Source organism: Pacificoceanicola onchidii (assembly GCF_004804335.1).
Classification (GTDB): domain Bacteria; phylum Pseudomonadota; class Alphaproteobacteria; order Rhodobacterales; family Rhodobacteraceae; genus Pacificoceanicola; species Pacificoceanicola onchidii.
This window is the reverse complement of record NZ_SRXY01000002.1, coordinates 271,885-295,233: the sequence shown is the minus strand read 5'-3', so window position 1 is coordinate 295,233 and position 23,349 is coordinate 271,885. Positions and strand designations below refer to the sequence as shown.

Annotated in this window: 19 protein-coding genes and 1 tRNA gene; 19 read left to right on the top strand and 1 reads right to left on the bottom strand. The window is 58.5% G+C overall.

Going from position 1 to position 23,349, the window contains the following annotated elements; genetic code table 11:
- The first annotated feature begins 3 nt into the window (after window positions 1-3).
- The 18 genes from E4662_RS06625 (at window position 4) to selD (ending at window position 22,001) form a co-directional block, all read left to right on the top strand.
- Entirely contained in the window at window positions 4-1,140 is a 1,137-nt protein-coding gene (locus E4662_RS06625) for a hypothetical protein (RefSeq protein WP_136440754.1), read from the top strand.
- A 3-nt stretch (window positions 1,141-1,143) separates the two neighbouring features.
- A complete protein-coding gene (locus E4662_RS06620) occupies window positions 1,144-1,644 on the top strand; it encodes a phage baseplate assembly protein V (RefSeq protein ID WP_136440753.1) in 501 nt (166 codons plus the stop codon).
- Window positions 1,644-1,970: a hypothetical protein gene (locus tag E4662_RS06615; protein WP_136440752.1), complete on the top strand. Its 327-nt coding sequence runs from the start codon at window positions 1,644-1,646 to the stop codon at window positions 1,968-1,970. Before E4662_RS06620 ends, E4662_RS06615 begins: the two co-directional genes overlap by 1 nt.
- Window positions 1,967-2,329: a GPW/gp25 family protein gene (locus tag E4662_RS06610; protein ID WP_136440751.1), complete on the top strand. Its 363-nt coding sequence runs from the start codon at window positions 1,967-1,969 to the stop codon at window positions 2,327-2,329. Before E4662_RS06615 ends, E4662_RS06610 begins: the two co-directional genes overlap by 4 nt.
- The gene (locus E4662_RS06605; RefSeq protein ID WP_136440750.1) at window positions 2,326-4,860 is read left to right on the top strand and encodes a baseplate J/gp47 family protein; all 2,535 of its coding nucleotides are present in this window, start codon (window positions 2,326-2,328) and stop codon (window positions 4,858-4,860) included. Before E4662_RS06610 ends, E4662_RS06605 begins: the two co-directional genes overlap by 4 nt.
- Window positions 4,857-7,520 (top strand): putative baseplate assembly protein, encoded by a 2,664-nt coding sequence (locus tag E4662_RS06600; RefSeq protein ID WP_168797913.1) that lies wholly within the window; start codon window positions 4,857-4,859, stop codon window positions 7,518-7,520. Before E4662_RS06605 ends, E4662_RS06600 begins: the two co-directional genes overlap by 4 nt.
- Window position 7,521: 1 nt before the next feature.
- A complete protein-coding gene (locus E4662_RS06595) occupies window positions 7,522-9,696 on the top strand; it encodes a hypothetical protein (protein WP_136440748.1) in 2,175 nt (724 codons plus the stop codon).
- Between the two features lie 11 nt (window positions 9,697-9,707).
- Window positions 9,708-12,584, top strand: coding sequence for a hypothetical protein (locus tag E4662_RS06590; RefSeq protein WP_136440747.1), 2,877 nt, complete (start codon window positions 9,708-9,710; stop codon window positions 12,582-12,584).
- Window positions 12,585-13,159: 575 nt separating this feature from the next.
- On the top strand, window positions 13,160-13,444 hold the full coding sequence (locus E4662_RS06585) for an STAS domain-containing protein (protein ID WP_136440746.1): 285 nt from the start codon (window positions 13,160-13,162) through the stop codon (window positions 13,442-13,444).
- Window positions 13,441-13,815 carry a response regulator gene (locus E4662_RS06580; RefSeq protein WP_136440745.1) on the top strand — a complete coding sequence of 125 codons (375 nt, stop codon included), beginning with the start codon at window positions 13,441-13,443 and terminating at the stop codon, window positions 13,813-13,815. Before E4662_RS06585 ends, E4662_RS06580 begins: the two co-directional genes overlap by 4 nt.
- The gene (locus E4662_RS06575) at window positions 13,815-15,980 is read left to right on the top strand and encodes a chemotaxis protein CheA (protein WP_136440744.1); all 2,166 of its coding nucleotides are present in this window, start codon (window positions 13,815-13,817) and stop codon (window positions 15,978-15,980) included. The genes E4662_RS06580 and E4662_RS06575 overlap by 1 nt, the downstream gene beginning before the upstream one ends.
- Window positions 15,973-16,437 carry a chemotaxis protein CheW gene (locus E4662_RS06570; protein ID WP_136440743.1) on the top strand — a complete coding sequence of 155 codons (465 nt, stop codon included), beginning with the start codon at window positions 15,973-15,975 and terminating at the stop codon, window positions 16,435-16,437. The genes E4662_RS06575 and E4662_RS06570 overlap by 8 nt, the downstream gene beginning before the upstream one ends.
- The gene (locus E4662_RS06565; RefSeq protein WP_136440742.1) at window positions 16,437-17,315 is read left to right on the top strand and encodes a CheR family methyltransferase; all 879 of its coding nucleotides are present in this window, start codon (window positions 16,437-16,439) and stop codon (window positions 17,313-17,315) included. Before E4662_RS06570 ends, E4662_RS06565 begins: the two co-directional genes overlap by 1 nt.
- A gap of 12 nt (window positions 17,316-17,327) precedes the next feature.
- Window positions 17,328-17,714: a response regulator gene (locus E4662_RS06560; RefSeq protein WP_136440741.1), complete on the top strand. Its 387-nt coding sequence runs from the start codon at window positions 17,328-17,330 to the stop codon at window positions 17,712-17,714.
- Window positions 17,711-18,073, top strand: a complete 363-nt coding sequence (locus E4662_RS06555) for a hypothetical protein (RefSeq protein WP_136440740.1) — start codon at window positions 17,711-17,713, stop codon at window positions 18,071-18,073. The genes E4662_RS06560 and E4662_RS06555 overlap by 4 nt, the downstream gene beginning before the upstream one ends.
- Window positions 18,074-18,143: 70 nt before the next feature.
- The gene (locus E4662_RS06550) at window positions 18,144-19,202 is read left to right on the top strand and encodes a CheB methylesterase domain-containing protein (RefSeq protein ID WP_136440739.1); all 1,059 of its coding nucleotides are present in this window, start codon (window positions 18,144-18,146) and stop codon (window positions 19,200-19,202) included.
- On the top strand, window positions 19,199-19,732 hold the full coding sequence (locus tag E4662_RS06545) for a chemotaxis protein CheD (RefSeq protein WP_136440738.1): 534 nt from the start codon (window positions 19,199-19,201) through the stop codon (window positions 19,730-19,732). Before E4662_RS06550 ends, E4662_RS06545 begins: the two co-directional genes overlap by 4 nt.
- Before the next feature lie 109 nt (window positions 19,733-19,841).
- Window positions 19,842-22,001 (top strand): selenide, water dikinase SelD, encoded by a 2,160-nt coding sequence (selD, locus tag E4662_RS06540; RefSeq protein ID WP_136440737.1) that lies wholly within the window; start codon window positions 19,842-19,844, stop codon window positions 21,999-22,001.
- On the opposite strand, the gene mnmH is transcribed toward selD, so the two are convergent.
- Window positions 21,962-23,041, bottom strand: a complete 1,080-nt coding sequence (gene mnmH / locus E4662_RS06535; protein WP_136440736.1) for a tRNA 2-selenouridine(34) synthase MnmH — start codon at window positions 23,039-23,041, stop codon at window positions 21,962-21,964. The genes selD and mnmH overlap by 40 nt on opposite strands.
- 146 nt (window positions 23,042-23,187) lie before the next feature.
- Between mnmH and E4662_RS06530 the strand changes: the two genes are divergently transcribed.
- Window positions 23,188-23,262: transfer RNA gene (locus tag E4662_RS06530), tRNA-Phe, on the top strand.
- Window positions 23,263-23,349: the final 87 nt, after the last annotated feature.

Here is a 23,349-nt window from a genome sequence, read left to right as displayed (position 1 = left end):
GGCATGCTTGGGATGAGCGGGGTTCGGTTGAATTTGTTGATGGGCGCGGGCGTGCCGGTCCCGCCGCCCCCCTTTGTCATGGAGGCGCTTGAGAGCGCGGAGATTGCCATTTCCGATCAGGAGCCTTCGGGTTTCTCGCTGGTCTTCAAACTCGGACGCGGCAAGATCCCCGGTGATCTGCCGATGCTGACCCATCCGGCGATGCAGGCCGGCAGCCGCGTCGTGATCACGGGGATGCTCGGGCCGAAGGTCTCGGTTCTCATGGATGGCATTATCGAGAAGGCGGACAGCAAGCCGGGCGAGGGTGGTGGCGGCGGCACGCTGACACTGATGGGCCGCGATCTGACCGCCTTGTTTGGCAAGGATGAGGTCATGGCCTCGTATCCCGGAATGGCAGCGGGTGATATCGCGCTCGAAGTGATTGCGCGGTACGCGGGGCACGGGATCATCCCCGACGTCCGCCCGCCCGCCGGGGCAGACCGGGAGAACCCTGCGGTGACCCTGCCGATGCAGAAAGGGACGGACCTTGCCTTCCTGACGGAGCTTGGCAAGGAGTTTGACCATGTGTTTGTGATCACGCCCGGGCCGGTGCCGCTCACCGCGACCGCCTATTGGGGGCCGCCGCCGCGCGTAGGTACCGTGCAGGCGGCGATTACCGTGGACATGGGGCCGGAAAGCAATGCCTCTGGCTTGAGTTTCGAGAGTGCGCCGGGGGCGGCGGCGACGGTTTCAGGTCAGGTCACGGACAAGACAACGGGGCAGGCTGTGCCGGTGCAATCCAGCGCTCCCACGCGCCCGCCGCTCTCTGCCGCGCCTTCACTGCTCAATCCGATGACCGTGGGCAAGAAGCTTCTGAAAAACGCCCCTGGTCAAAGCGCGGGGCAGGCCCTGGCCCAGGCCGCCGCGCAATCGGGGCAGACCTCGGACACGGTGACGGTCAAGGGCGAGCTGGACCTTGGCCGGTATGGCCATGTGCTGCGGACGCGGGACCTGGTGGGTCTGCGCGGGGCGGGGCTGGCCCATGACGGATTTTATTACGTGCGGGACGTTGTGCACACCATCGCAAGAGGCCGCTGGGTGCAGGCCTTTACATTGGTGCGCGACGGGCTTGGCACCACAACGCTGACAGTGAGGCCCTGACCCATGCCAGACGATCAACGCATCGAAACAAGCGCAACCTCCGGTTATTTCGGCAAATATCGGGCCAAGGTGGTCTCGACCAAGGACACAACCTTCTCTGGCCGTATTCAGGTTACGGCCGATGTGCTGATGGGAGAGGAGCCATGGGCAGACCCTTGCGTGCCTTATGCAGGCAAGGATCAGGGACTCTTCATGATGCCGCCGGACCAGACGGACGTCTGGATCGAGTTCGAAGGGGGGAATCTCAAGAAACCGATCTGGAGCGGATTTGCCTGGGCCGAAGGTGGCGCGCCGACCAAGGACAACAAGGAGATGCTGATCAAGACACCCTCGGGAACCATCAAGTTTCACGCGGACAGCAAAAACACGGTGAGCATCACGACGGAGAAACACACCGTCGAATTGAGTGACGGCGCTGTGACGATCAAGACATCCGGGGGCGCGACAGTAGAACTGAACGGCAAGACGACCAAAATCAACGATGGCGGTCTGGAGGTGACGTGATGGCGAATATCGTACAGAAAACCGCTGTGATCGCCTGTGATCATCAGGGGCAGGCATCGATTCAGCAGGTTTCTTCCCGTGTCAAGGTCGACGGCCAGTTTGCCGTGATCGTGCCCAATACGATGAGCGTTTCCGGCTGTCCGCTGCAATCCGGGTCAAGCCCGGTGCCTTGCGCGACGCTGCAGTTTTCGCAAGGCACTGTTCGCGTCAAATCGGACCAGAAGCCGCTGCTGCTGGATACCGCCAAAGCCATCGCCAACGGCCCTCTTGGGGTGCAGGGCAGCGCCAGCATTCAGGGCGTGCAGAGCCGGGTCTCGGCGCAGTGACCACGCTCGCCTTTCCATATCGTTTTGACAGTCGGGGGCGCACGGCGGAGGTGGACAGCTATCACCGGCATGTGGCCAATCTTGTGGAGCAGACCTTGCTCACCGCACCCGGCGAGCGGGTGAACCGGCCGGATTTTGGTGCGGGGCTCAACGATCTGGTGTTCGAGCCGGGATCGGAAGCCTTGACTGGCGCGATGGACGCCATGGTGCGCGCCGCCATGCAGCGTTGGCTGGCCGAGGTTGCACGGGTGATCGACCTGGCAGTGACCTATGATGAAGGGTTTCTTGTGGTAGCGCTGGAATACGAAGTGCTGGCCACCGGTCAGCGCCTGCGCCAGGACGTGCGGCGGCCATCATGATGCAGCTCACCGAAAGCTTCCTCGAAGAGCGGCGCGAAGCGCTGCGCGCGCGCGTCGCGCCGAAGGTCAACGGCATTGACCGGGTAGAGGTGGATGCGGGCTCGCGAAAGGTTTCGGTGCACTTTGTCCACCCGATGCCGGGCCAGCCGGGCGGGGTGCCCGCAGCCCCGGCGCTCAACAAGAACCGTTTCAGCATCATCGGCGGGGACAGCATCCGGGATGTGAAAGTCCTGTCGACCACGATCACGGACCCGCACACAATCGCGCTGACCGTTGCGTCTTTGGGTGATTTCTCGGCCTATACGATGCAAGTGGATCATCCCGGGATGGACCCGATCCTGCGCGAAATGCGCTTTGGCTTCCGCAATGAGTGCTTCTCCGATTTCGACTGCAAAACCGCTGATCTTGAGGTGATCTCGGCCCCGCCCGAAGACGGCATGGATCATATGGCAAAGGACTATGACAGCTTTCGCCAGACCATGCTTGACCGGATCGCCCGCAGCGCACCGGATTTTGCCATGGGCGATGTGGCGGACACCGGCATGGCTTTGGTGGAGGTGCTCGCGCTCTGGGCCGATCATCTGAGCTATGCGCAGGATGCGGCGGCGAGCGAGGCGTATCTGAGCACCGCGCGGCGGCGGGCGTCCGTCCGAAGACATGCGCAGCTTTTGGGTTATGAGGTGCATGACGGCCTGTCCGCACGCAGCTTTGTGCAGGTGCAGACCGCCGAAAGCGGGGTCTGGACGCGGGATCAACTGCTGTTCATGACCCGCAATGAGGCGGTGAGCGGATCGGCTCTTTCCGCGTCCGAAGTGAATTTCGGGGCTGCACTGGCGGCAGGTGTGCAGTTCTTTGAACCCTTGCCGGTCATGCATCCGGATTTCCCGGGGGATCCGCACACAACCTGGAGCGAGCAGCCGTTTCGGCTCGATCCCGGTTTCAACAGCATGGTGTTGCATGATTGGGGTGACCCGCGCGCGGTGTTGCCCAAGGGGGCGACGGAGGCTTGGGTCCATCGCCCGGCGCATGGGCAACCTCTGAAGGCCGGGGATTTCCTGTCGCTGGAGTTGCAGCGTGATCCGGTGACACGGCGGGTGGCGGATGCCGACCGGTCCATGCGGCAGATCGTATGCCTGGCCGAAGACCCGATCCCGGAGGTGGATTCCGTCGCCAATCCGGTGCAGCCGCTCTACCGTCTGCGCTGGCATTCGGATGATGCGCTGCGGTTTGATCTGCCTGTGGGCACGGTCGACAATCTGGCCGGGCTCGACGCCGGGCCCGCGGTCATGGCTCTGTGCTTTGGTAACCTTGTTCCGGTGGATCACGGGTTGAGCGTGCCGGACGGCGAGGATTTGCCTCTGCCGGACCCCGACCCGAACGATGATCCGGAAGCGGCTGACAGCATCACCGCGCTTTCAGATCTGGACCGCTCCCGCCGCTACGCGCCGGTGTTGCGGCATCGCGATATCTCGGTGGGCGCAGAGCTGCGGCAAGACACCGGCCTTGGCATGGCGGCCAGCGAAGTGCTCTCGGCCAAGGGGACACGCGGCGCGCGCAAGGCGATCTGGCTGCTCGAAGGGCGGACGGGTCAGGATCAGAAACGCTGGGATGCACTCAACACCTTGCTCTTCGCTGGTGAAAATGACCGGGTCTTTGTTCCTGAAACGGAACAGGACGGCACCACGACCCTGCGCTTTGGTGGCAAAGACAAGGGCGGAATGCGGCCTCTTGCGGATCCCTTGCGCCGGTTGACGGCGCACTACCGGATCGGTGTTGGCCGTCCGGGCAACATTGGTGCGGACGCGATTGCCCATGTGATCCTGTCCGGCGCGCCCGGACCAAGCGCCGCACGCAATCCAATTGGCGGGACTGGCGGCCGGGACCGGGAGACAGTTCCGGAAATCCGGGCGGGCGCTTTGGCGCAACTCGATGACAACCGCCGCGCAGTGATCCGGCAGGATTGGGTGCGGCTGGCCGAGGAACATCCGCAAGTGTCTCGTGCGCATGTGCGCTCAACCTTTCATGGATCGTGGGACGTTTTTCATGTTGCCATTGATCCGGTTGGCGGCGTCGAGGTTTCGGATGCGCTGCTCGAAGATGTCACGAAATGGCTCGAACGGTTTCGGCTCATGGGACAGGATTTCGTGGTGGAACGGCCCCGGTTTGCGCCGCTTGAGATCGAAATATCCCTTTGTGTTTGCAAAGACTTCCGCGTCAGCGATGTGCGCGCGGCGGTTCTGGATCGGCTGGGTGCCGGGCTGCGTGCCGACGGGCGACAGGGGTTCTTTCACCCCGACAGGATGAGTTTTGGCGCGCCGGTGTACCTGAGCCCGCTCATTGCCGAAATCCGCGCCGTGCCCGGGGTGAGCGATGTCGAAATGACCGCGTTCCGGCGCTGGCGCGGCGAAGGGCGCGCCACATTGGAGGCGGGGGTGATCGAGGTGGAGCCCGACGAAATTCCGATCCTGATGAACGATCCCAGTTACCCCGAACGCGGCGTGTTGCGCATCCGGGAATGGAGCGCGGCATGATCGAAAAACCCACCCCGCGCCAATTGGAGAACCGTCCCGGACTGCCGCAAATCAGCCGCCGCATCGGGCGGCACGCGGAGTTCCGCGAAGCCATGCTGCGCGGTTTACGCTCGCGCCACAGACCCGGTCTGCTCAGCTATACGGGACAGACCGACGAGGATTGGACGCGGGCACTGATCGACGCCTGGGCGGCGACTTGCGATACCTTGAGTTTCTACAGCGAGCGGCTGAGCCAGGAGGCTTACCTACGCACCGCGACGGAGATTTTTTCGGTCGAGGCGCTGGCAGGCATGGTGGATTACCAGCTTGCCCCGCCCACCGCCGCTGAGGTGTATCTGGCCTTTGAGGCCGATCCGGATGCCGCTGATGAAACCGAAGGCGAGCAGATAACCGAGGTGGCGCCGGGGCTTGGGATCAAATCGATCCCGCTTGATGATGAACGCCCTCAGCATTTCGAAACAGTCGAGCCGCTCAGGGTCAAACCGGATTGGAACGCCATTCCGCCGCTGCGGGTCTGGCCGCAAAAGCTGACACAGAGTGCCACCGGCTTTTTTGTCAGGGCGGCGGAGGCGCGGATCGGAACCGGCACGCGCATTTTGCTGCTCGACAGCGCGGGTGCGCCGCTGGCTGACCCGGTGAAAAAACGGCTGATGCGGCGGGCGAGCGCGGTGTCGCCGGTTGAGGATCTGGACTTCGTTGCCTTTGATCCTGACACCCCGGTGCAGGCGCTTCCAACCGAAGCCAGCGTGGCCAGCCCGCCCTCTGATCCGCAGGCCAGTCTGCGCCACAGCAGTGTCACGGCGATGACCTCTGCGCTCGGGGCGTATCTATGGCCGCGGGCCAAGGTCCTCGACGGGGCCGGGCATGTCGGGCTGGCTTCGGGGCTGTTGGACTTGAGCCTGCGCAGCCTGCCGTACCTGTCTGCGGGCGCAACGCCGCATCGATTGACCGAAGCCTGTCGGCTTTTCGGGCATAACGCGGTCACGCAGCGGGGCGACATGGCGGTGACGCCGGTCCCGGGCAAGCTGTCGGAGGTGTCGCTTGAACAGGGGCTGACGCTGCCGACCGGCCAGATCGCACTCTATCTTGATCGCGCCTATGACGGATTGGCGGCCGGGATGGTTGCGATCTTGCGGGCGCGTTCGGGCGGCGAGATGCAGGAATGCTGGGCCAAGATCGAGAGCGCGGAAACGCTGTCCGTCGAGGGGTTCGGCAACAGTGCCGAGGTGACGCGGTTGATCGTCCCCAAGGACTGGCGCACCGCCGAAGGTGCCCTTGATATCAGTGATTTGACGGTGCGCTCCGTTGCGCTGTTCACCGGGGCAGAAGCGCTGGACCTGCCTGAATTGCCCCTGTCTGACGCGGTGCGCGGGACCAGTCTGACACTGGCCAAACCGGATCTCGATCTCGCATCGGGGCAAATGGTCTTTGTCAGTGGTGAGCGCGTGGATCTGCCGGGGGTGGTGCAATCCGAGCGCCAGAAAATTGACGATGTCGAGATTAGTGGCACGGTAACGCGTCTGGTTCTGAGCCCGGGTTTGCAGCAGGCCTATACGCGGGAGACGGTTTCCATCAACGCCAATGTTGCGCGTGCCACGCATGGTGAAACGGTTGAGGAAACGCTCGGCTCCGGTGATGCGCGGCGTGTGTTCCAGAGTTTCACCCTGAAGCAGTCTCCGTTGACCTATCTGTCGGCGGACACGCCATCTGGCAGCGCGCCGCAGCTTGAGGTGTTTGTAAACGGGGTGCTCTGGCATCCGGTGCGTGCCTTTGATGAAACGGAACCGGGCGCGCGGGTCTACGTGATCACAACGCTCAGCGATGGAAAAAGCCGCATCACGTTTGGCAATGGCGAGATCGGTGCGCGCCTCCCAACCGGCGAGAACAATATCACCGCGCGCTACCGCAAAGGGGCGGGGCTCGCCGGGCAATTGCGCGCCGGCCAGCTAAGCATCATCGACAGTAAACCGCGTGCCCTGAAATCCGTCACAAACCCGCTTCCTGCTCAAGGCGGCAGCGATGGTGAGGCGATGGAAGACGCGCGCCGCAATGCGCCGATGGCCATGCTGACACTGGATCGGATCGTGTCGTTGCGCGATTTCAGTGACTTCGCGCGTGGGTTTCCCGGGATTTCCAAGGCGCTGGCGAACTGGAGTTGGCTTGCTGGCAGCAAGGGGGCCTTTGTCACGGTCACTGGCGACACGCAGACGCCTTTGGCGCTTGATACCGGGGTTGTTCCAAACCTGGTCAGCGCCATGTCCGGGGTTGCTCCGGAAGGCACGCAGGTGGTGGTGGGCAACGCGCGGATCGTGCGATTTACCCTGTCTGCCCGGCTTAGGATTGATCCGGACTACACCGCCGCCGCCGAGCCGGGCAGCGAGCCGGTTCGGGATGCGGTGCGCGCCGCGCTCCGTGCGCATTTCGCCTTTGAAAACAGGAGGATTGGTCAACCAGTACGCGCGTCCGAAGTGATTACCCTGATGCAAAGTGTCCCCGGTGTTATCGCGGTGGATCTCGATGCTTTGCACCGGCTGGGCGATGCCGTTGATCCAAACAGCGTTCTGCTGGCCGAAGTGCCGCGACAGGGCGGGCAGGGGATGTTGCAAGGGGCAGAGCTGCTGCTTTTGTCAGACGAGCCCGTGACCTTGGGGGTGTTCTGAGATGTCCGCGCGGCTTGACGAGATTTTCGAGCTGCTCCCGGCCCTGTACCGGTTGCGGGACGTTGCCGAAGGACAGAACGCGCTGCGCGAACATGGCGGGACGCTCGATGACGTGGCGGACTATGGCCCGCTGCGTTCACTTTTCTCCGTATTGGTGCGCGAAGGGCAGATCGTCGCCGAAGACATTGCCCAGCTCTATGACGATCATTTCATAGAGACCTGCGCGCCGTGGGCGCTCTCGTACATCGGGGATTTGATCGGTGCGCGGGAGATGGAGGACATAGGGCGCGTCCAATCAAGCCGTCAGCAAGTCGCCTCTACCCTCGCGTTGCGCCAGCGCAAGGGAACGATGGCGGCGCTGGAGTATTCCGTGCGGGCTGCGGTGGGCTGGCCCGTGATTGGCGTGGAATACTGGCAGCGCCTGGCCACGACCGAAAGTCTCCGGCGGGTTCGGGTATTGCCCGGCGGGACGGCGAACCTGCGGGATCCTGTGGCGATGGACCGGATTGGCACAGCCTTCGACGATACGCCGCGTTCTGCAGAAATGGGCCGGGTCGAAACCGGTCACGGGCTTTGGAACCTGCCGAACATCGGTTTGCACATTTACCGCAAGGAGGTCCGCCCGCATGGGACGGCATCCGGTATCTCGCCGGGGATCGACGGCTTTGGAAGCCTCGCAAGTGGCGGCAAGTTCCGGTTTGGCAGTCTTGGCGCGGATCAGCCGCTGTTCCAGCGTCCCAGCCCGACGGATCTCGATTTCGACAGCCGCCCGGAGGCGCGTGATCTGCCGATGCGGATCAGCCGCTGGATGCTGGAAGACGATCCGGCGCGCTATGTCGGGCAGAGTTTCGACATTATTGCGGAGGATGGTCAGGGTTTCGTTGTGGCGAGCCCGGCGGACATTATCGCCGCAGATCTGTCGACCGTGAGCGGCGAAGGCGCGACAGAGGTTTGGCAACACGGGCGGCACGCAACCAAGATCCTCGTCGATCCGGAACTGGGCCGTTTTGTTTTGCCGTTGAACGGCACGTTCAGCGGCGCGGGCAGCACGTTTGTGCGCTGGTACTATGGCCGTGCCCATACGGTGGGCGGGCACGAGCGCCCGGCAGAGGAAGTCCCGGCAGAAGCTGATACGGCGCTGCGACTGACCGCGACGCGCCGCATCAATGCGAGCACCATGTCCCCTGCGTCATTTCCCGGGATTGATGGTATTCAGCTTGATGCCGCCGGCAAAACCATCACTTTGACCCTGAAACCTGGGATCGACGGCATCGTTGCAACCGAAGGCGCGTGCCCGGAGATCGACTGCCGGGGATGGCGGTTGCGCATTCGCACTCATTCCCAGGCGTTCCTGCTCTCCGGAGTGCGGTTCTTGCGCACGCATCTTCTGCGGGTCGAGGCCGCGCCCGGGGCAGGGCTCAAGGTGCCGCCGGTTGTGCTGGCCGAAGACTGCACCTTTTCTACCAAGCAGCGGTTTACAGAAGATGGGATCGGCATTGGGTCAAACACCGCAATCTGGATGGCGGACCGGCAGACCTGGCGGATGCGGCGGTGCATCAGCGAAGGGATCTACACCCGCAATGACGCGGTTTTTGATGCCGAAGACAGCATCATCATGGCCAGAAGCGCCACTGTGCCCGCGATCAAACCGCAAACGTCGAACCACACGGGCGACACGATCAGCCTGCGGCGCTGCTCGGTTCTGGGACGGGTGATCTGCACCGCGCTGGCTGGCGGCGCGCCGATGGACCGTGGACCGCTGAAAGTGGCTCTGGACGGGCAAGAGTTTGCCGGGATCGAAGACAGCGTGATCCTTGCAGAAGCTGCCGGGCCAAGCCAGCCCCCGATCAAGGTGGCCCGGCTTCAGCAAGGCTGTGTGCGGTATTCCTACATCCCGCCCGGGTCCATTGTGCCGCGCCGTTTTGCCTGCGTGCCCCGCGACACGGACAACCCGCTGATCATGCGCCCGCACTTTGCCTCGCTCAGGCTACCCCATCCCGGCTTGTTTCAGATGATGCCGGATACACCGGCCGAGATCCTAACTGGCGCCCAGGACGGGCAAGAGATGGGGGTTGGCAATCGCCTGCGCACCGCCGCGCGGCGCAACAATTTTGCACGCAGCATCGACGACTACGTGCGCTTCGGCTTTGCCGCCGGGGCGCGATACGAGACTTAGGAGGACGGCAGATGATTGGCGACAAAGGCAGAGAGACATCGGTCTTCGCCGAGGCCGAAGACCTCGAAACGCCGGTTTTCTACAGCGGCAGGCCCATTCTGGCCTCTGATCTGAATGAAAGCCTCGACCGGCAGACAGCACTGCGGGAAAAGGCGTTGGTCGATGTGATCGGGCATGTTGGGTTTCCGCGCAAGGCGCCGGGGTTTGCCGTGGTGTCCGATGGCGATGAAATCGAGGTGAACCCGGGGCGGATGTACGTGAGCGGTGCCTGCTTTGGTTTGGACGCCTCACGGCGCGTGCATTTGGACGAACACCCGGGGCTTGCTGGCGAAGATCAGGCGTTCCTGATTGCCTGCTGCGACAAGGCGGAGCGGGATTTTCTCGACTTTCCTTACATCCGGGACGATGCCTTGGGCGGGCCGGACACAGCCGGGCGGCGCAGCGGTTTCGTCAGGCTGAAGGCCGTTGCCAGCAAAGCGTTGCAGGAGGTGAACGAGACCACGCATGAAGGTCTTGAAGCGATGATGAAGGACGGGCAGCTGGTGCTCTGTCCGGACGCCGCCCCGCGCGATGGAAAGGCCAGCTTTGCCCTCAGCGAAGCGCCCCCGGCCGAAGATAATCTGTGCCATATTTCCCAGAAAGGCGGATACAACCGGCGCGGCAACTTCAACTATCTCGTTCAGATCCACAAGGGCGGACCCGCCAAGGAAGCCACGTTCAAATGGGCCCGCGACGACATTCGCGCGGGTCTCAGAGCCGAAGGCGACGGATGGGTCCTGACCGATGCGCCGCAAGATGATGAACGTCGGTTTGGAGCAGGGAACACGATTGAAGTGCGCGACGCGCGGCAGCGGGCAGAAAACCGGCCGGGTGTTTTGGGCGTGCTGGAAGACTACGATCCTGAGACAGGACAGGCGCAGCTTTCGGCGGAGGTGCTGGACGCGCTGAAGAACGTTGTTCTGCCCTTGACAATCACCCGGTGGCATCAGCCCTTTGACGAGGATCACAAACACGGGGTTCTGATCACCGATGACGGCTTGCCCATCCATCTGGAAAACAATGCCACGGTCGCCTTCACCGGCACGCACCACACGGGCGATTTCTGGTACTGCGCGGCGCGCGTGCGCACCGGCGCGCTTCTTTGGCCGCCGAATACGGAAGCCGAAACCTATGTTCCGCCGTTCAACTGGGGGCCGCGTTGCGTGGGGCTGGCTTCGTTCGAGATCAACAATGGCGAGGCGATTGATGTGCGCGATCTGCGCCCGATCTTCCCGGACCTGACCCATCTCGAAGCCCGTGATGTGACGATTTCCGGTATTCCGGCCTGTGGTCTCAGCGCTGGAATGACGGTGCAGCAAGCGCTGGATCGGCTGTGCATGCTGACCCGTGACAGCTGCGCAATCACAGTCCGCCCCGATCAGTTGGACCCGGATTTGACGGCCTTGCGCCCCGAACTTGAAGAGATGCCGACACTGAGCGAAGCCTTGGAGCTTTACGCAATGATGCTCGCGCATACGGAACCCAGCGCTGGCAAGGCCTATAACAGACGGCTCGCCATCCGGTTTACCCAAGGCGAATACACTTGGGATTTTGACGCCATGCCGGTGGTTCAGGATGTGCATTCCCTTGCGCTAACGGCCTGCACCGGCGCGCCGGTTGTTCTGAACTTGCGCGAATGGCTCACCGCCGACCGTTGCCTGAACGTGGTGCTCGACGGGATGACGGTTAAGTGCACGCAGCCTTTTTCGGGTGTGTCGACGATGGGTGGCAAATCCGTTGAGGTGACCAACTGCCTCTTCCGTCGTTCGCACGATGAGGGCAGTCCTATTCTGAAGCTGTCCGCAAAACGCCGGATCACATTGCGCGAAACCCGCGTCAATCTTGATATCATTCCGAAGGAGGGCTCGCTGCGTCCTGCCATCCAGATCGTGGATGCGCGGGCGCAGGTACTGTTCGAGAACGTCAGTAGCAATGGCAGTGTTATCACCGGGCCTATTCTTCCGAAATTCGGAGCAGACCCATCGGCTGCGATTCTGTTCGGCATGATGGAAGGCGATCTTGGCATCTTCGGTCCGGTGAATAACAAACCGCACAAAGGGGGCGCGCAGCAATCGGGTCCGACGTTCCGGCTTACAGGGTGCAAATTGTGGCGGTTCCTGCCGGATGCGTTGATGATGGAAGAGCTTCTGGCCTGGTCCAGTGACGCCGGCGCGCGCATCACCGATTGGGTCATCAGTGTCGCAGATCACGCCAACAGGGTTGTGGACCCGGAAACCAAGCGTCCAAGATTTGACTACTTTGATGACAATAGGCCGGAATTGGATATTGATTGGGCGCGTATCGCTGCGGACGGTTTTGTGCTCAAGGTGACTTCAGACCGAATTGCCGAATATGCCAAGACGCCATTTCGATCTATCGAAATATCAGATTCGGAGTTCAAACGCGGAAATAGCATTTTTGTAGCCCAAACGGTGTCAATCCAAAGCAGTCGATTTACGCAGTTCGGCCCGGATTATGTGGATGGCGGTAATTTGAAGGAAGTTATTCAGGGGTTGCCGTTCGGAGCGCATGAATGGAACTCCATTGTCTACAAAGGAGGGAAGAAGGGGGCTCGGCTAAAGCCTTGGTATAGTGTGGGTATGGTTGTCAGTAAATGGTCATCGTTGGAGGGAAATATGGGTTTCCCGGAGCACGGTCGCACCAGCCGAAATCCGGCCACGCGCGTCGATGAGGAAGGCGGTATTCCGCTTTTGGTTAATTTCTCGCGCAGGCCACAAGGTCTTAGTCTTCAGCTCTCGCTATCCGCGTCCACGTTCGATATAATGAAGCATCGATTGGTCACGTTATATTCGGGTGATATTATCGCTTCGAACTATTTTGATTTCTGATATCCGCTGATTTTATTTGTGATCTGAACGAATTTTTGATATCGTGGTTCTTGAGCGAAGGATTGGGTTCAGCATTGCTTCCCAATCATTATGCTCGGAGGTGCGCCTAAGTTTGACTGGGCGCGAGGTACTGGTCGGCAGGGGGCTACGGTCCCTTGTCGGCTCGTTATTCCGGAGCGCATGCGCGCACTGTTCGGATGAAACGGCGGGCCAATTGGCCGCTCCAATTCGGCACTAATCTAGATCGAATTCTCGGCATTTCGGGCTTACGCAAGCGTGTACGCCGGCGGGCCGGGAGATTGCTCTGAACATGTACCAACCATCACTCGGATGGTGATCTCAACCTTCTGAAATAACGAGAAAAAGTGTTGGCCGAAGAGCGGCTATGCTTTGGCGATTCCTCCAGTTCCGACCGAAATCGAAGACAGGCGGTCGCGTTTTCAACCTGCGAAAACCGACAGAGCTGGAACACTTTGTTAAGGGACGGTCCCGTATTCCTGCTGCCATTCAGTCGCGCTGTACATCGGTGCAGTCGACGCAATGGGTGCCATGAAGGCAAGAAGGAGCGGTTTGGAATGCAGGACATAAGTTTTCATGCTCTTGGAGCGGCTCGGGCGCGATCGGGGGAAGACCCTCTCATCCCTTTCCTGCTCGGAGCAAGAAACGGACCTGTAACGATTTCGGCGCGCGACGTGCAGCGCATAGACGCCCACAGGCTTCAGCTTCTTCTAGTCGCCGAAAAGCAGTGGATGGCCGACGGGGCGCCCTTCCAAGTAACTGACTTAACTCCGATTTTTCGGGAAGGTTTGGAACGTCTGGGGCTCGCCCCGGACCATTTCGACAAGGAGATGCCGCAATGACAACCAAGGTTCTTGCCATCGATGACTCGCGCACAATTCGAAATCTCTTGCGGGTGTCACTCGAAGGTGCCGGGTTCGAGTTTCATTCTGCGGAAGACGGGCAGGAAGGCGTCGAAGTGTTTCCTGATGTAGATCCAGACGTTGTCATTACCGACATCAACATGCCACGCATGGACGGGTTTGGTGTTATTGACACTTTGCGAAGTGGCCCAAACAAGACCAACGTTCCAATCCTGGTTCTGACCACGGAAAGTTCGGACGATCTCAAGTCACGGGCGCGCAGTTCCGGGGCCACAGGGTGGATCGTCAAACCATTCGACGACGCGTCGCTGGTTTCCGTTCTTAAGCGACTGACGGGGCATGTGGGCTGATGTCGATGAACTCGATCCGCGACACGTTTTTCGAGGAATGCGAAGAGCTCCTTGAGGCGCTGGTTGAGGGGCTCGCCCAATTGGAAGAGGCCCCGGACGACACCGAGGTGGTCAACGCAGTCTTCCGATCCGTGCATTCGATCAAGGGTGGTGCAGGCGCCTTCGGTCTCGACCGCCTCGTAAATTTTGCGCACACTTTCGAAACTGTCATGGACAAGGTCCGAGACAGGGAACTGGCGGTGGACGAAAAGCTGATCGGCTTGTTTCACCGTTCTGGGGACATGCTATCAGACCTCGTCGCTTCGGCGAGAGATGAAACCGAGCTTGACGATACCAACGAAGCGAGCCTTTTTCAGGAATTGGAAAGCTATTTGGGGCCTGGCGGAGAGGAGGAAGAGTTCTCCTTCGAAGCAATGACCCTGGATATCGATGATCCTTCACCGATCGCGATTGATCTGCCCTCCGAAAACGCGAGTTCGGAGCATTGTTTCGATATTCACTTTAAGCCGTTCAAGACACTGTATGAGAACGGTCACGAACCAATCCTGATTTTCGATGCTCTAGCCGAACTGGGGAACCTGACATCTGAAGTGGATCTCAGTGGCATCCCGTCTTTTGACGAGTTTGATCCGTCCGATTCAATACTGTCCTGGAAACTGCGGCTTACAACATCTGAGCCGGAAACTACTTTGCACGAGGTGTTTGAGTTCGTTGAAGGACTATGTGTTCTTGAAATCTCGGAGGGTGAGGCAGGCACCGAAAAAGCTGGAAAGCCGACCGTTTTGGAACCAGTGCGGGAAGCCGAAGAAAAGGCGATTGGCACAGCGAGTTCTGGTGACGGTACGGCTTCTTCCACAACCGAACCAAATGCGACGCCTCAATCCACAGCATCCGAAAAACAGGAGGCAGGCGCGCCTCCAGTTCAGCCCAAGGAGAACCGCGGCCCCAAACCGACCCTGAGAGTTGACTTGGATCGCGTGGATCGGTTGATCAATACTGTGGGTGAGCTGATTATCAATCAGGCAATGATTTCGCAGCGTATCGAAGAGTTGGATCTGCCGACCGTCGCCCACCTCACGAACGAGTTGGAAGCGTACAAGCTTCTGGCGAGGGACATCCAAGAAGGTGTCATGGCGATCAGAGCCCAACCCGTCAAACCTTTGTTCCAACGTATGTCCCGCATTGTCCGAGAGGCATCTGATGCGACAAACAAAAAGGCCAAGCTGGTTACGGTTGGTGATTCAACTGAAGTTGACAAGACTGTTATAGAAAGGTTGGCCGATCCGCTGACGCACATGATTAGAAATGCGGTTGATCACGGCTTGGAGAAATCCAAAGATCGAGAAGCGGTCGGCAAAGACCCAACAGGCACCATTCGCCTCTCCGCATCCCATAGGTCAGGAAGCGTCTTTATTGAGATTGCCGACGATGGTGCTGGGCTGGACCGTGAACGCATTTTGGCTAAAGCAATTGAAAAGGATCTTGTCGCTGCGGACGCTGAACTATCGGAACCGGAAATCGACAACCTATTGTTCTTGCCTGGCTTCTCAACGGCGGGACAGGTCTCAAATCTTTCGGGACGCGGCGTCGGCATGGATGTCGTAAAAAACGCAGTACAAGCGCTCGGTGGGCGAGTGTCGATAAGTTCTACTCCTGGAAAGGGGACAACTTTTACAATTGTTTTGCCTTTGACACTGGCTGTCATGGATGGATTTGTTATTTCGGTTTCCGATCAGACAATGGTCATTCCTATCGCTTCAATCCTGGAGACGATAAGGCCAAATGCGCGTGATGTTCATATTATTGGAACGGACTCCGAAGTTGTAAGTGTCCGCGGATCTTATGTGCCCATCGTAGACGTCGCGGAGTCATTGGGTTTAACAGAAAGGCAGGGAAGTCGCGGAAATGGTATCCTGCTCCTTGTTTCCACAGAAGGAAACGGATTGACCGCACTGCGCGTTACGTCGATCCACGATCAGAGGCAAGTGGTCATAAAAAGTTTGGAAAGCAATTATACCGCAATCCGAGGCGTCTCCGCTGCGACAATTTTGGGTGACGGGAAGATCGCGCTCATCTTGGATCCAGAAGAACTCATAAGACTTGGCCACAGTGGATGTGCTGATCCGCTGATGCCGCAAAACAAAATGGAGCTTCGTCATGGCTGACACAGCGGAAGTAAGAAGTGAAACGCAATTCGAGTTTATTACGTTCTCTGCTGGCGGGCAAAGCTTCTGTTTGGAGATTACACAAATTCGTGAAATCAGGCGTTGGACACCAGTCACGGCCCTTCCGCACACTCCCGAAGATGTTTTGGGTGTTATGAACCTAAGAGGGGCAGTTATACCGATTTTCGACTTGGCTGCGCGTTTCGGTTTAGGATCAACTCCTGCAAATGAAAGAAATGTCGTAATTGTGGCGGCGGTCGGAGGTACAACCATCGGTCTGCTCGTTGAGTCTGTCTCGGAGATTTTGTCTGTAGAAAAAAGCGCGATCCAGGAAACGCCGGACATAAAATCTGACGCTACAAAACACAGTATCCTTGGAATGATCTCCGTAGACGAAACAATGGTGCGGGTTGTCAACCTGGATGCAGTTCTAGAAACTGAGAGAGGTATGTCCTGATGGGTCAGCTTGCCAGAACTGGTCCTGATCAGAGCCTACCGTTTAGTGACCGCGACTTTGAAGCGCTAGCTGCTTTAGCTCATCGAGAATTCGGTCTGAGTTTGTCTCAAAGCAAGAAGCCGCTTGTTTATTCCCGGCTGTCCAGGCGCCTAAAAGCCAGAGGGATACATAGCTTTCCTGATTACTTAAGGATCTTGGATGTGCCGGGAGAAAGTTCGGAGCGACTTGAGCTGATTTCTGCCCTAACAACCAATGTTACAAGTTTCTTTCGAGAGGATCATCATTTTGAAAAGCTGCGTAGCGACTGCCTGAGCCGTGAAATCGAAAAGATACGTTCTGGAAAAAGGTTCAGAGTGTGGTCAGCGGGCTGCTCGTCAGGTCAAGAACCATTCAGTATCGCTATGGAGATTTTGGGTTCAATGCCGGACGCCAATGATTATGATGTCAAAGTGTTGGCGACCGATATAGACCCAAAGATAGTTTCCAAGGCGAAATCTGGCCGTTACTCGCTCGAAGAACTCCAATCTATTCCCGATGAATTTAGAAGGAAGTGGACTAAGAATTGTAACGACGGAATGGGAGAGTTTCAGGTTCTAGACGCGGTTCGTGATCTTGTTACGTTCGGTGAGTTGAATCTGATGTCGGATTGGCCATTCTCAGGTCCCTTCGACTCAATTTTCTGCCGAAACGTCGCTATCTACTTTGATCAGAAGACCCAACAGAAACTCTGGGTTAAATTATCGAAGATTCTTGCAGAGCGGGGTTTTTTGTTCATCGGCCACTCGGAGCGTGTAAGTGGGGATGCAGTCAATGTGCTGACTGGCGTCGGTGTAACAAGCTATCAAAAGTCGACTTTGTTCGACCCGAAAAATAACTAGTAGGAGAGCACAATGGGCTTGAAAGAATCTTTGCGAATAATGGTGGTTGATGATATGGCGACCAGCCGGGGATTGATTACTCAGGCTTTGGATGACATAGGTATTAAGAACTACGTTACTGAAAATGATGGTAATCGTGCGCTTGAAAGGTTGTCTTCGACCCCTGTTCATCTTGTTTTGTCTGATTTCAACATGCCCGGTCTAGACGGTTTAGGATTGCTCAAGGCAGTACGGACTTCCCCTCCAACCCAAAAACTCGGTTTCATACTTGTTACCGGGCGTCCAACTCCAGAGATTGTAAACGAAGCCAAGCGCCTAGGTCTCAACAACATGATCAAAAAACCGTTCACATCAGCGTCGATGAAGCAGTGTATAGAGAGCGTTGTAGGAAGGCTATGAAAAAACCTGACAAGGAAATGCAGTCTCTCTCAGTAGCGACGAGTAGGGTCGCGGCTGAGTTGCGGGGGCTTCAAGTCAGGTTACAGCGATTGGAGGATACACTTGAGGTTATGTATCAAAATCCGAACGTTAAATTGGACGGCCATTCTATTGGTGCGCTACAGGATGTAGACTTCTTGCTTCAATCCATCGCGGCACTGTCAGAGTACCTCGAGCAGTTGTCGGAGAACACTGCCGGCATGGGTGAGATTTGTGTGCGCGATGCTCTGTCAACACTGACGCTTCGAGACATGGCGGCTCGCCTGAAAGGGGCGTGCGACGAAAACGTTTCCAGAACAAATCATGCAGTTTTGTTTTGAGGTGGCCCCTGTCGGACCTTGTGAAAGCAATTTTGACAGGAAATAGCGAAGGTGTGGGAGGAGCAGGAAAGTGCCGGTTGCCAAGTCTACAATTGTTGCAATTTCGGACAGAGTCCAGAGAAACAGGCTGACCGGGCTTGTTGAAAGCTTACCTGACTTCAAGGTGATTGCATGCACCGCTGATTTGATGAACACATACAATGCTGTGGAAGAAACCCTGCCGGAAGCTGTTTTGATTTCCAGCAACTTGGCGCAACTTCCCGAGTTTGAGGTTATGCGCGGACTTTTCTCAGCCTTGGATGTGCGCTGGCTGGTTGTGAACGATCGTACTGGTGATCTGAGTTGTTTGAATCCCATTGCAGCGGGTGCGCCTAAGGGGTCGGATCTGTTTGCCGTCGATGTTGGAGCCCAGGCACAATTGATAGCAAGCCAGTTGAGGAGTTTGACGCGAACGGACTCGTCGTGTGTGCTGGAGGTAATGCCTGAATCCACTAGGCGCAACACTTCGAATTCGATGTCGCTCCTGACAGATTCGGCCTCAAAACCGAAACGTTTGGTGCTTATTGGATCCAGTACTGGCGGCGTAGATGCATTGATTTCGATTCTGTCAGATTTTGGTGCCGATTGCCCTCCCACGGTCGTGGTTCAGCACACGGGTGCCGGATTTGGGAATAGTCTGGCGAGCCTTTTGAATCGTCAATGCGCCGCGTCGGTTTCTCTAGTCACCAGTCCGCGGCCTTTGTCTCAAGGCGAAATTTTGGTGGGTGCGGGTACCAAATCCCATCTGGTGTTGGAAGGTGGTCGCGAGGTTTGTGCCAAACTAATCGACGCGCCGCCGGTTTCCGGGCATTTGCCATCGGTGGACATGCTTTTTCGGTCTGCATCTTCCCTCGGCGTGCAGGTGTCGGCCGCTTTGCTTACTGGAATGGGCAGAGACGGTGCAGAAGGCTTGAAGGAACTCAAGGAAGCTGGTGCACACACGATTGCGCAAGACGAGGCCACTTCGGTTGTCTTTGGAATGCCGCGTGCGGCAATCGAGTTGGGCGCAGCATCCTCGGTACTACCACTTCACCGTATCGGACGCGCTTTGCTCAATCCCGAGACATCAAGACAAAGGGTCAGCCCATGACGGAGATGCGTGAGAGGCTGGTAAACGTCATTCAAGGCGACTTCATGATTTCCGACGATCCTGAGGTTGTTCTTACAACGGTACTTGGGTCATGCATTGCGGTTTGTCTCTACGATCCTGAAAAGCAAGTGGGTGGCATGAACCACTTTCTGTTGCCAGAAGGGGAAGGAAGCGACACCAGCGACGTAAGGTATGGTGCCAATGCGATGGAATTGTTGATCAACGGGTTGTTGAAAGCGGGCGCGGACCGCGATCTGCTGGAAGCAAAGATTTTCGGAGGCGCCAAGATGATGGGAAACCTTCGAAATATCGGTGAGTCAAATGCGGTTTTTGCGCACCAGTTTCTGAGAGACGAAAGCATACCCTGTATCGCGGAAAGCGTCGGTGGCACCGCGGCGCGTCGTATCCGGTTTTGGCCCACGACAGGTCTCGTCCGGCAACTGACCGTTCAGGGTAAACTAGACCAGGTCGCCCCAGCGAGGCCAATACAGGACCGCGCCAAAACCAAAGACGATATCGTCCTGTTCTAAACGTACCCGGACCGAATTATCTGTCTGCGACAGCGCACCCCGAGACTCCCGATTTTCATTGTGGCATTTCTCAATGTATGTCCAGAACGGCTTGCAGGCGGGAGGGTCCATGGACCGGAAGTTTTCAGTTTCCAGAGATTTGGTACTTGTCGGTGGCGGACACACACACGCGTTGGTGTTGCGCAAATGGGGCATGGCGCCCCTTGCCGGGGTTCGAGTGACAGTTGTGAACCCTGCGCCGACTGCGCCGTATTCGGGTATGCTGCCTGGACATCTCGCGGGTCATTACGACCGGGATGCACTGGACATAGACCTGATCAAGCTTGCGCGATTTGCAGGAGCGCGCGTGATCTTGGGTAAGGCAAGCGGCATCGATTTGTTGAGTCGCACCATCCAGGTGGCCGGAAGGCCCCCGATTGGCTTTGACGTCGCGTCGATCGACATCGGTATCACGAGTGAGATGCCACAGATGCCGGGGTTCAGTCGTTATGCTGTGCCTGCGAAGCCATTGGGTCCTTTCGCGTCCCGATGGCGCGCGTTCTTGAGTGAAAACTCTGGTGGAGATATCGCGGTGATCGGCGGCGGTGTCGCCGGTGCCGAAATCGCAATGGCTTTGTCCTTTGCGTCCCGAAACGCGGGGCATTCCGGAATGGTCTCTTTGGTTGACCGGGGAAGAATTCTTGAAGGGCTTCCTGAGCGGACGACCGCCAAGTTGAGGCAGGCGCTGGAGGCCCATGCAATCGATGTTTTCGAGAACCGGCCGGTTGCAGGAGTAGAGGCTTCGGGTGTCCGGTTGGACGACGGCACGTTGATCCCGGCCGTGTTCGTGACCGGCGCTGCGGGTGCCCGGCCGCAGGACTGGTTGGCGAAAACAGGTCTTGCCTTGACCGATGGGTTCATCGACGTGGACGAAACGCTGCGGTCGTCGGACACATCGATTTTTGCCGTCGGGGACTGCGCCCACATGTTGCAATCGCCGCGACCCAAGGCTGGTGTTTTTGCGGTCCGCCAAGCCCCTGTTCTGTACGACAACTTGCGCACGGCTTTGGCGGACAAAGGCAAGTATCGCGCTTACAAACCACAAATTGATTTCCTCAAGCTCATTTCTTTGGGAGGCAAATCCGCTTTGGCGGATCGTTTTGGCATTGCCCTGTCCGGGCCTAAGCTCTGGAATTGGAAAGACCGAATTGATCAGGCTTTCATGGAGAAGTTTCGGACGCTGCCCAAAATGGAACCCGAGGCTTTGCCCAAGTTACATGCCGCCGGGATCCTGGAAGCAAAGAGCGACACGCCAATGTGCGGCGGATGCGGCTCCAAAGTTGGCCGTGGCGCATTGTCCGCTGCCCTGACGCGCCTGCCCGCGCCGACCAGGCGCGATGTGTCGATGATCTCGGGCGACGACGCCGGTCTTCTGAGCTTTGGCGGCGTACGGCAGGTGATCAGCACAGATCATTTGCGCGCATTTTCACAGGAACCGGTCATGATGACGCGCATCGCAGCGACCCATGCGTTGGGCGACATCTGGGCGATGGGGGCGGCCCCGCAGGCCGCGACGGCGACCGTGATCCTACCTCGCATGACAGCCAGTCTCGCAGAGCGGACGGTATCCGAAATCATGACAGCCGCGCATGAGGTCATGTCGGATTCCGGGGCGGAGATCGTTGGCGGACATACGTCGCAAGGCTCTGAAATGACAATCGGGTTTACGGTGACAGGGCTCTGCGAAGCGCCTCCGATTTCTGTGTCGGGAGCAAAGGCGGGGGACATCATCATCCTGACCAAACCCATCGGGTCTGGCGTGCTCATGGCCGCCGAGATGCAGGGCGCGGCGGCGGGCGCATGGATCGCGGCGGCGTTTGACTGGATGGTTCAATCACAGGCTGAGGCATCGCGCATTCTCTCGGGCGCACATGCAATGACCGATGTGACTGGTTTTGGTCTGGCAGGGCACCTTCTGAACATCTGCGAAGCGTCAAACTTCGGTGCGACGATTGCGCTTTCGGAGGTGCCAGTCATGGAGGGTGCTGTTGAGATGGCAACAGCAGGGATCCGGTCCACGATATTTGAAGAGAATCGCGCAGCCATGCCCGGCGCTCCGCACACGCCGCTCCACGACTTGCTGTTTGATCCTCAAACCGCGGGCGGACTGTTGGCTTGCGTGAGGGAATCCGAAGCAAAGGATGCGCTGGCAGCGTTGCAAGCCGCCGGGTACACGGCTGCCATCATTGGTCAGATGACTGACGCAGAGGCGACGCTGTCGTTCGAGTGAAGGGTTTCGGCGATCTGATCAGCCAGCTTGTCGAGATTTTGAGGCGCGAGGGAGTCTGCTTCGAGCTTTGCAAGGAAACGAGGCGCGACCGCCCGCATCGACCGGCGATAGGCGGGATCATAGTGCTGATCGGCCAGTGAAGCACACAGCGCAAGCTGGTCCTGCGCATCAATCAACGCATTCCAGTGATCAACCAAGGCGTGACCTCGGTGAAACCGGAGTGGTTCAAGCTTGTCGCGCAGGCCGTCCGTGTCAGTCAGAACATCCTCATAAGTGTCTCGCAAATAATGCGCGCGCGCGGCGAGGGGGGCGGATATCTCGATCCAATGCGCTTGTTTCATAGCGTCCCACAGGCTCGGTGGGAGGTTGATCTGCCCGATCTTGCTGCTTTCCGCCTCAACGATCACGGGTCGCGCAGCGTCAAAGCGGTTTAGTTGAGACGCCAAAGCCGTCTCAAAGGCTTTTTGGCTCGGTTGCCCCTCCGGGCGCGCGCCGAGCAGCGAGCCTCGATGGCGGGCAAGGTCTTCCAGATCGAGCACTTGCACCCCGCGCGCCGCGATCCGATGCAACAGCTCGGTTTTCGCGGTTCCGGTATAGCCGCCCAGCTGAACCAACCGAACGGGCAGGGGGGTCTCGTACAGGGCCTTGCTTACCAGGCGCCGAAACGAACGATACCCGCCCTCAATCGTGTCCGACCGCCAGCCAATCTCCCTGAGCATCCAGGCAAACGAGCCGGACCGCTGTCCGCCACGCCAGCAATAGACAAGCGGACGCCACCGTCCGTCGTGATGTGACAAGTGATTTTCGATATGCGATGCAGCATTCCGAAAAACCAGCGCTGCTCCGATCTTGCGCGCCTGAAACGGGGAGATCTGTTTATACATGGTCCCGACGCGGGCGCGTTCGTCGTTGTCGAGCACCGGCAGATTGATCGCACCGGGCACATGATCTTCGGCAAATTCAGCGGGGCTGCGCACGTCAATGACGGTGTCAAAGCCATGATCGAAGAGGGTATCGAAGGTTTCGAACGAAAGCGCCATGGTTTCATCTTTAAAGGCTGCGGTGGCTGTGCGGAAGGGGGCGTGGCTGGAATGAAAAATGTTGTGCGAAAGGCTAAAAAAGCCTCTGGACACTTCTTTGTACCTCGACTAAACCGCCTCCACCCGAAGGGCGCTGCCCTTCCCGTGCCCGGGTAGCTCAGGGGTAGAGCAGTGGATTGAAAATCCTCGTGTCGGTGGTTCGATTCCGCCCCCGGGCACCATTATTTATAAATTTATAAATAAAATCAATCGGTTAGGTGGGAAAGTTGTCCCACTTTTGTCTAGATCGCCAAAAAGTGGGACAATCG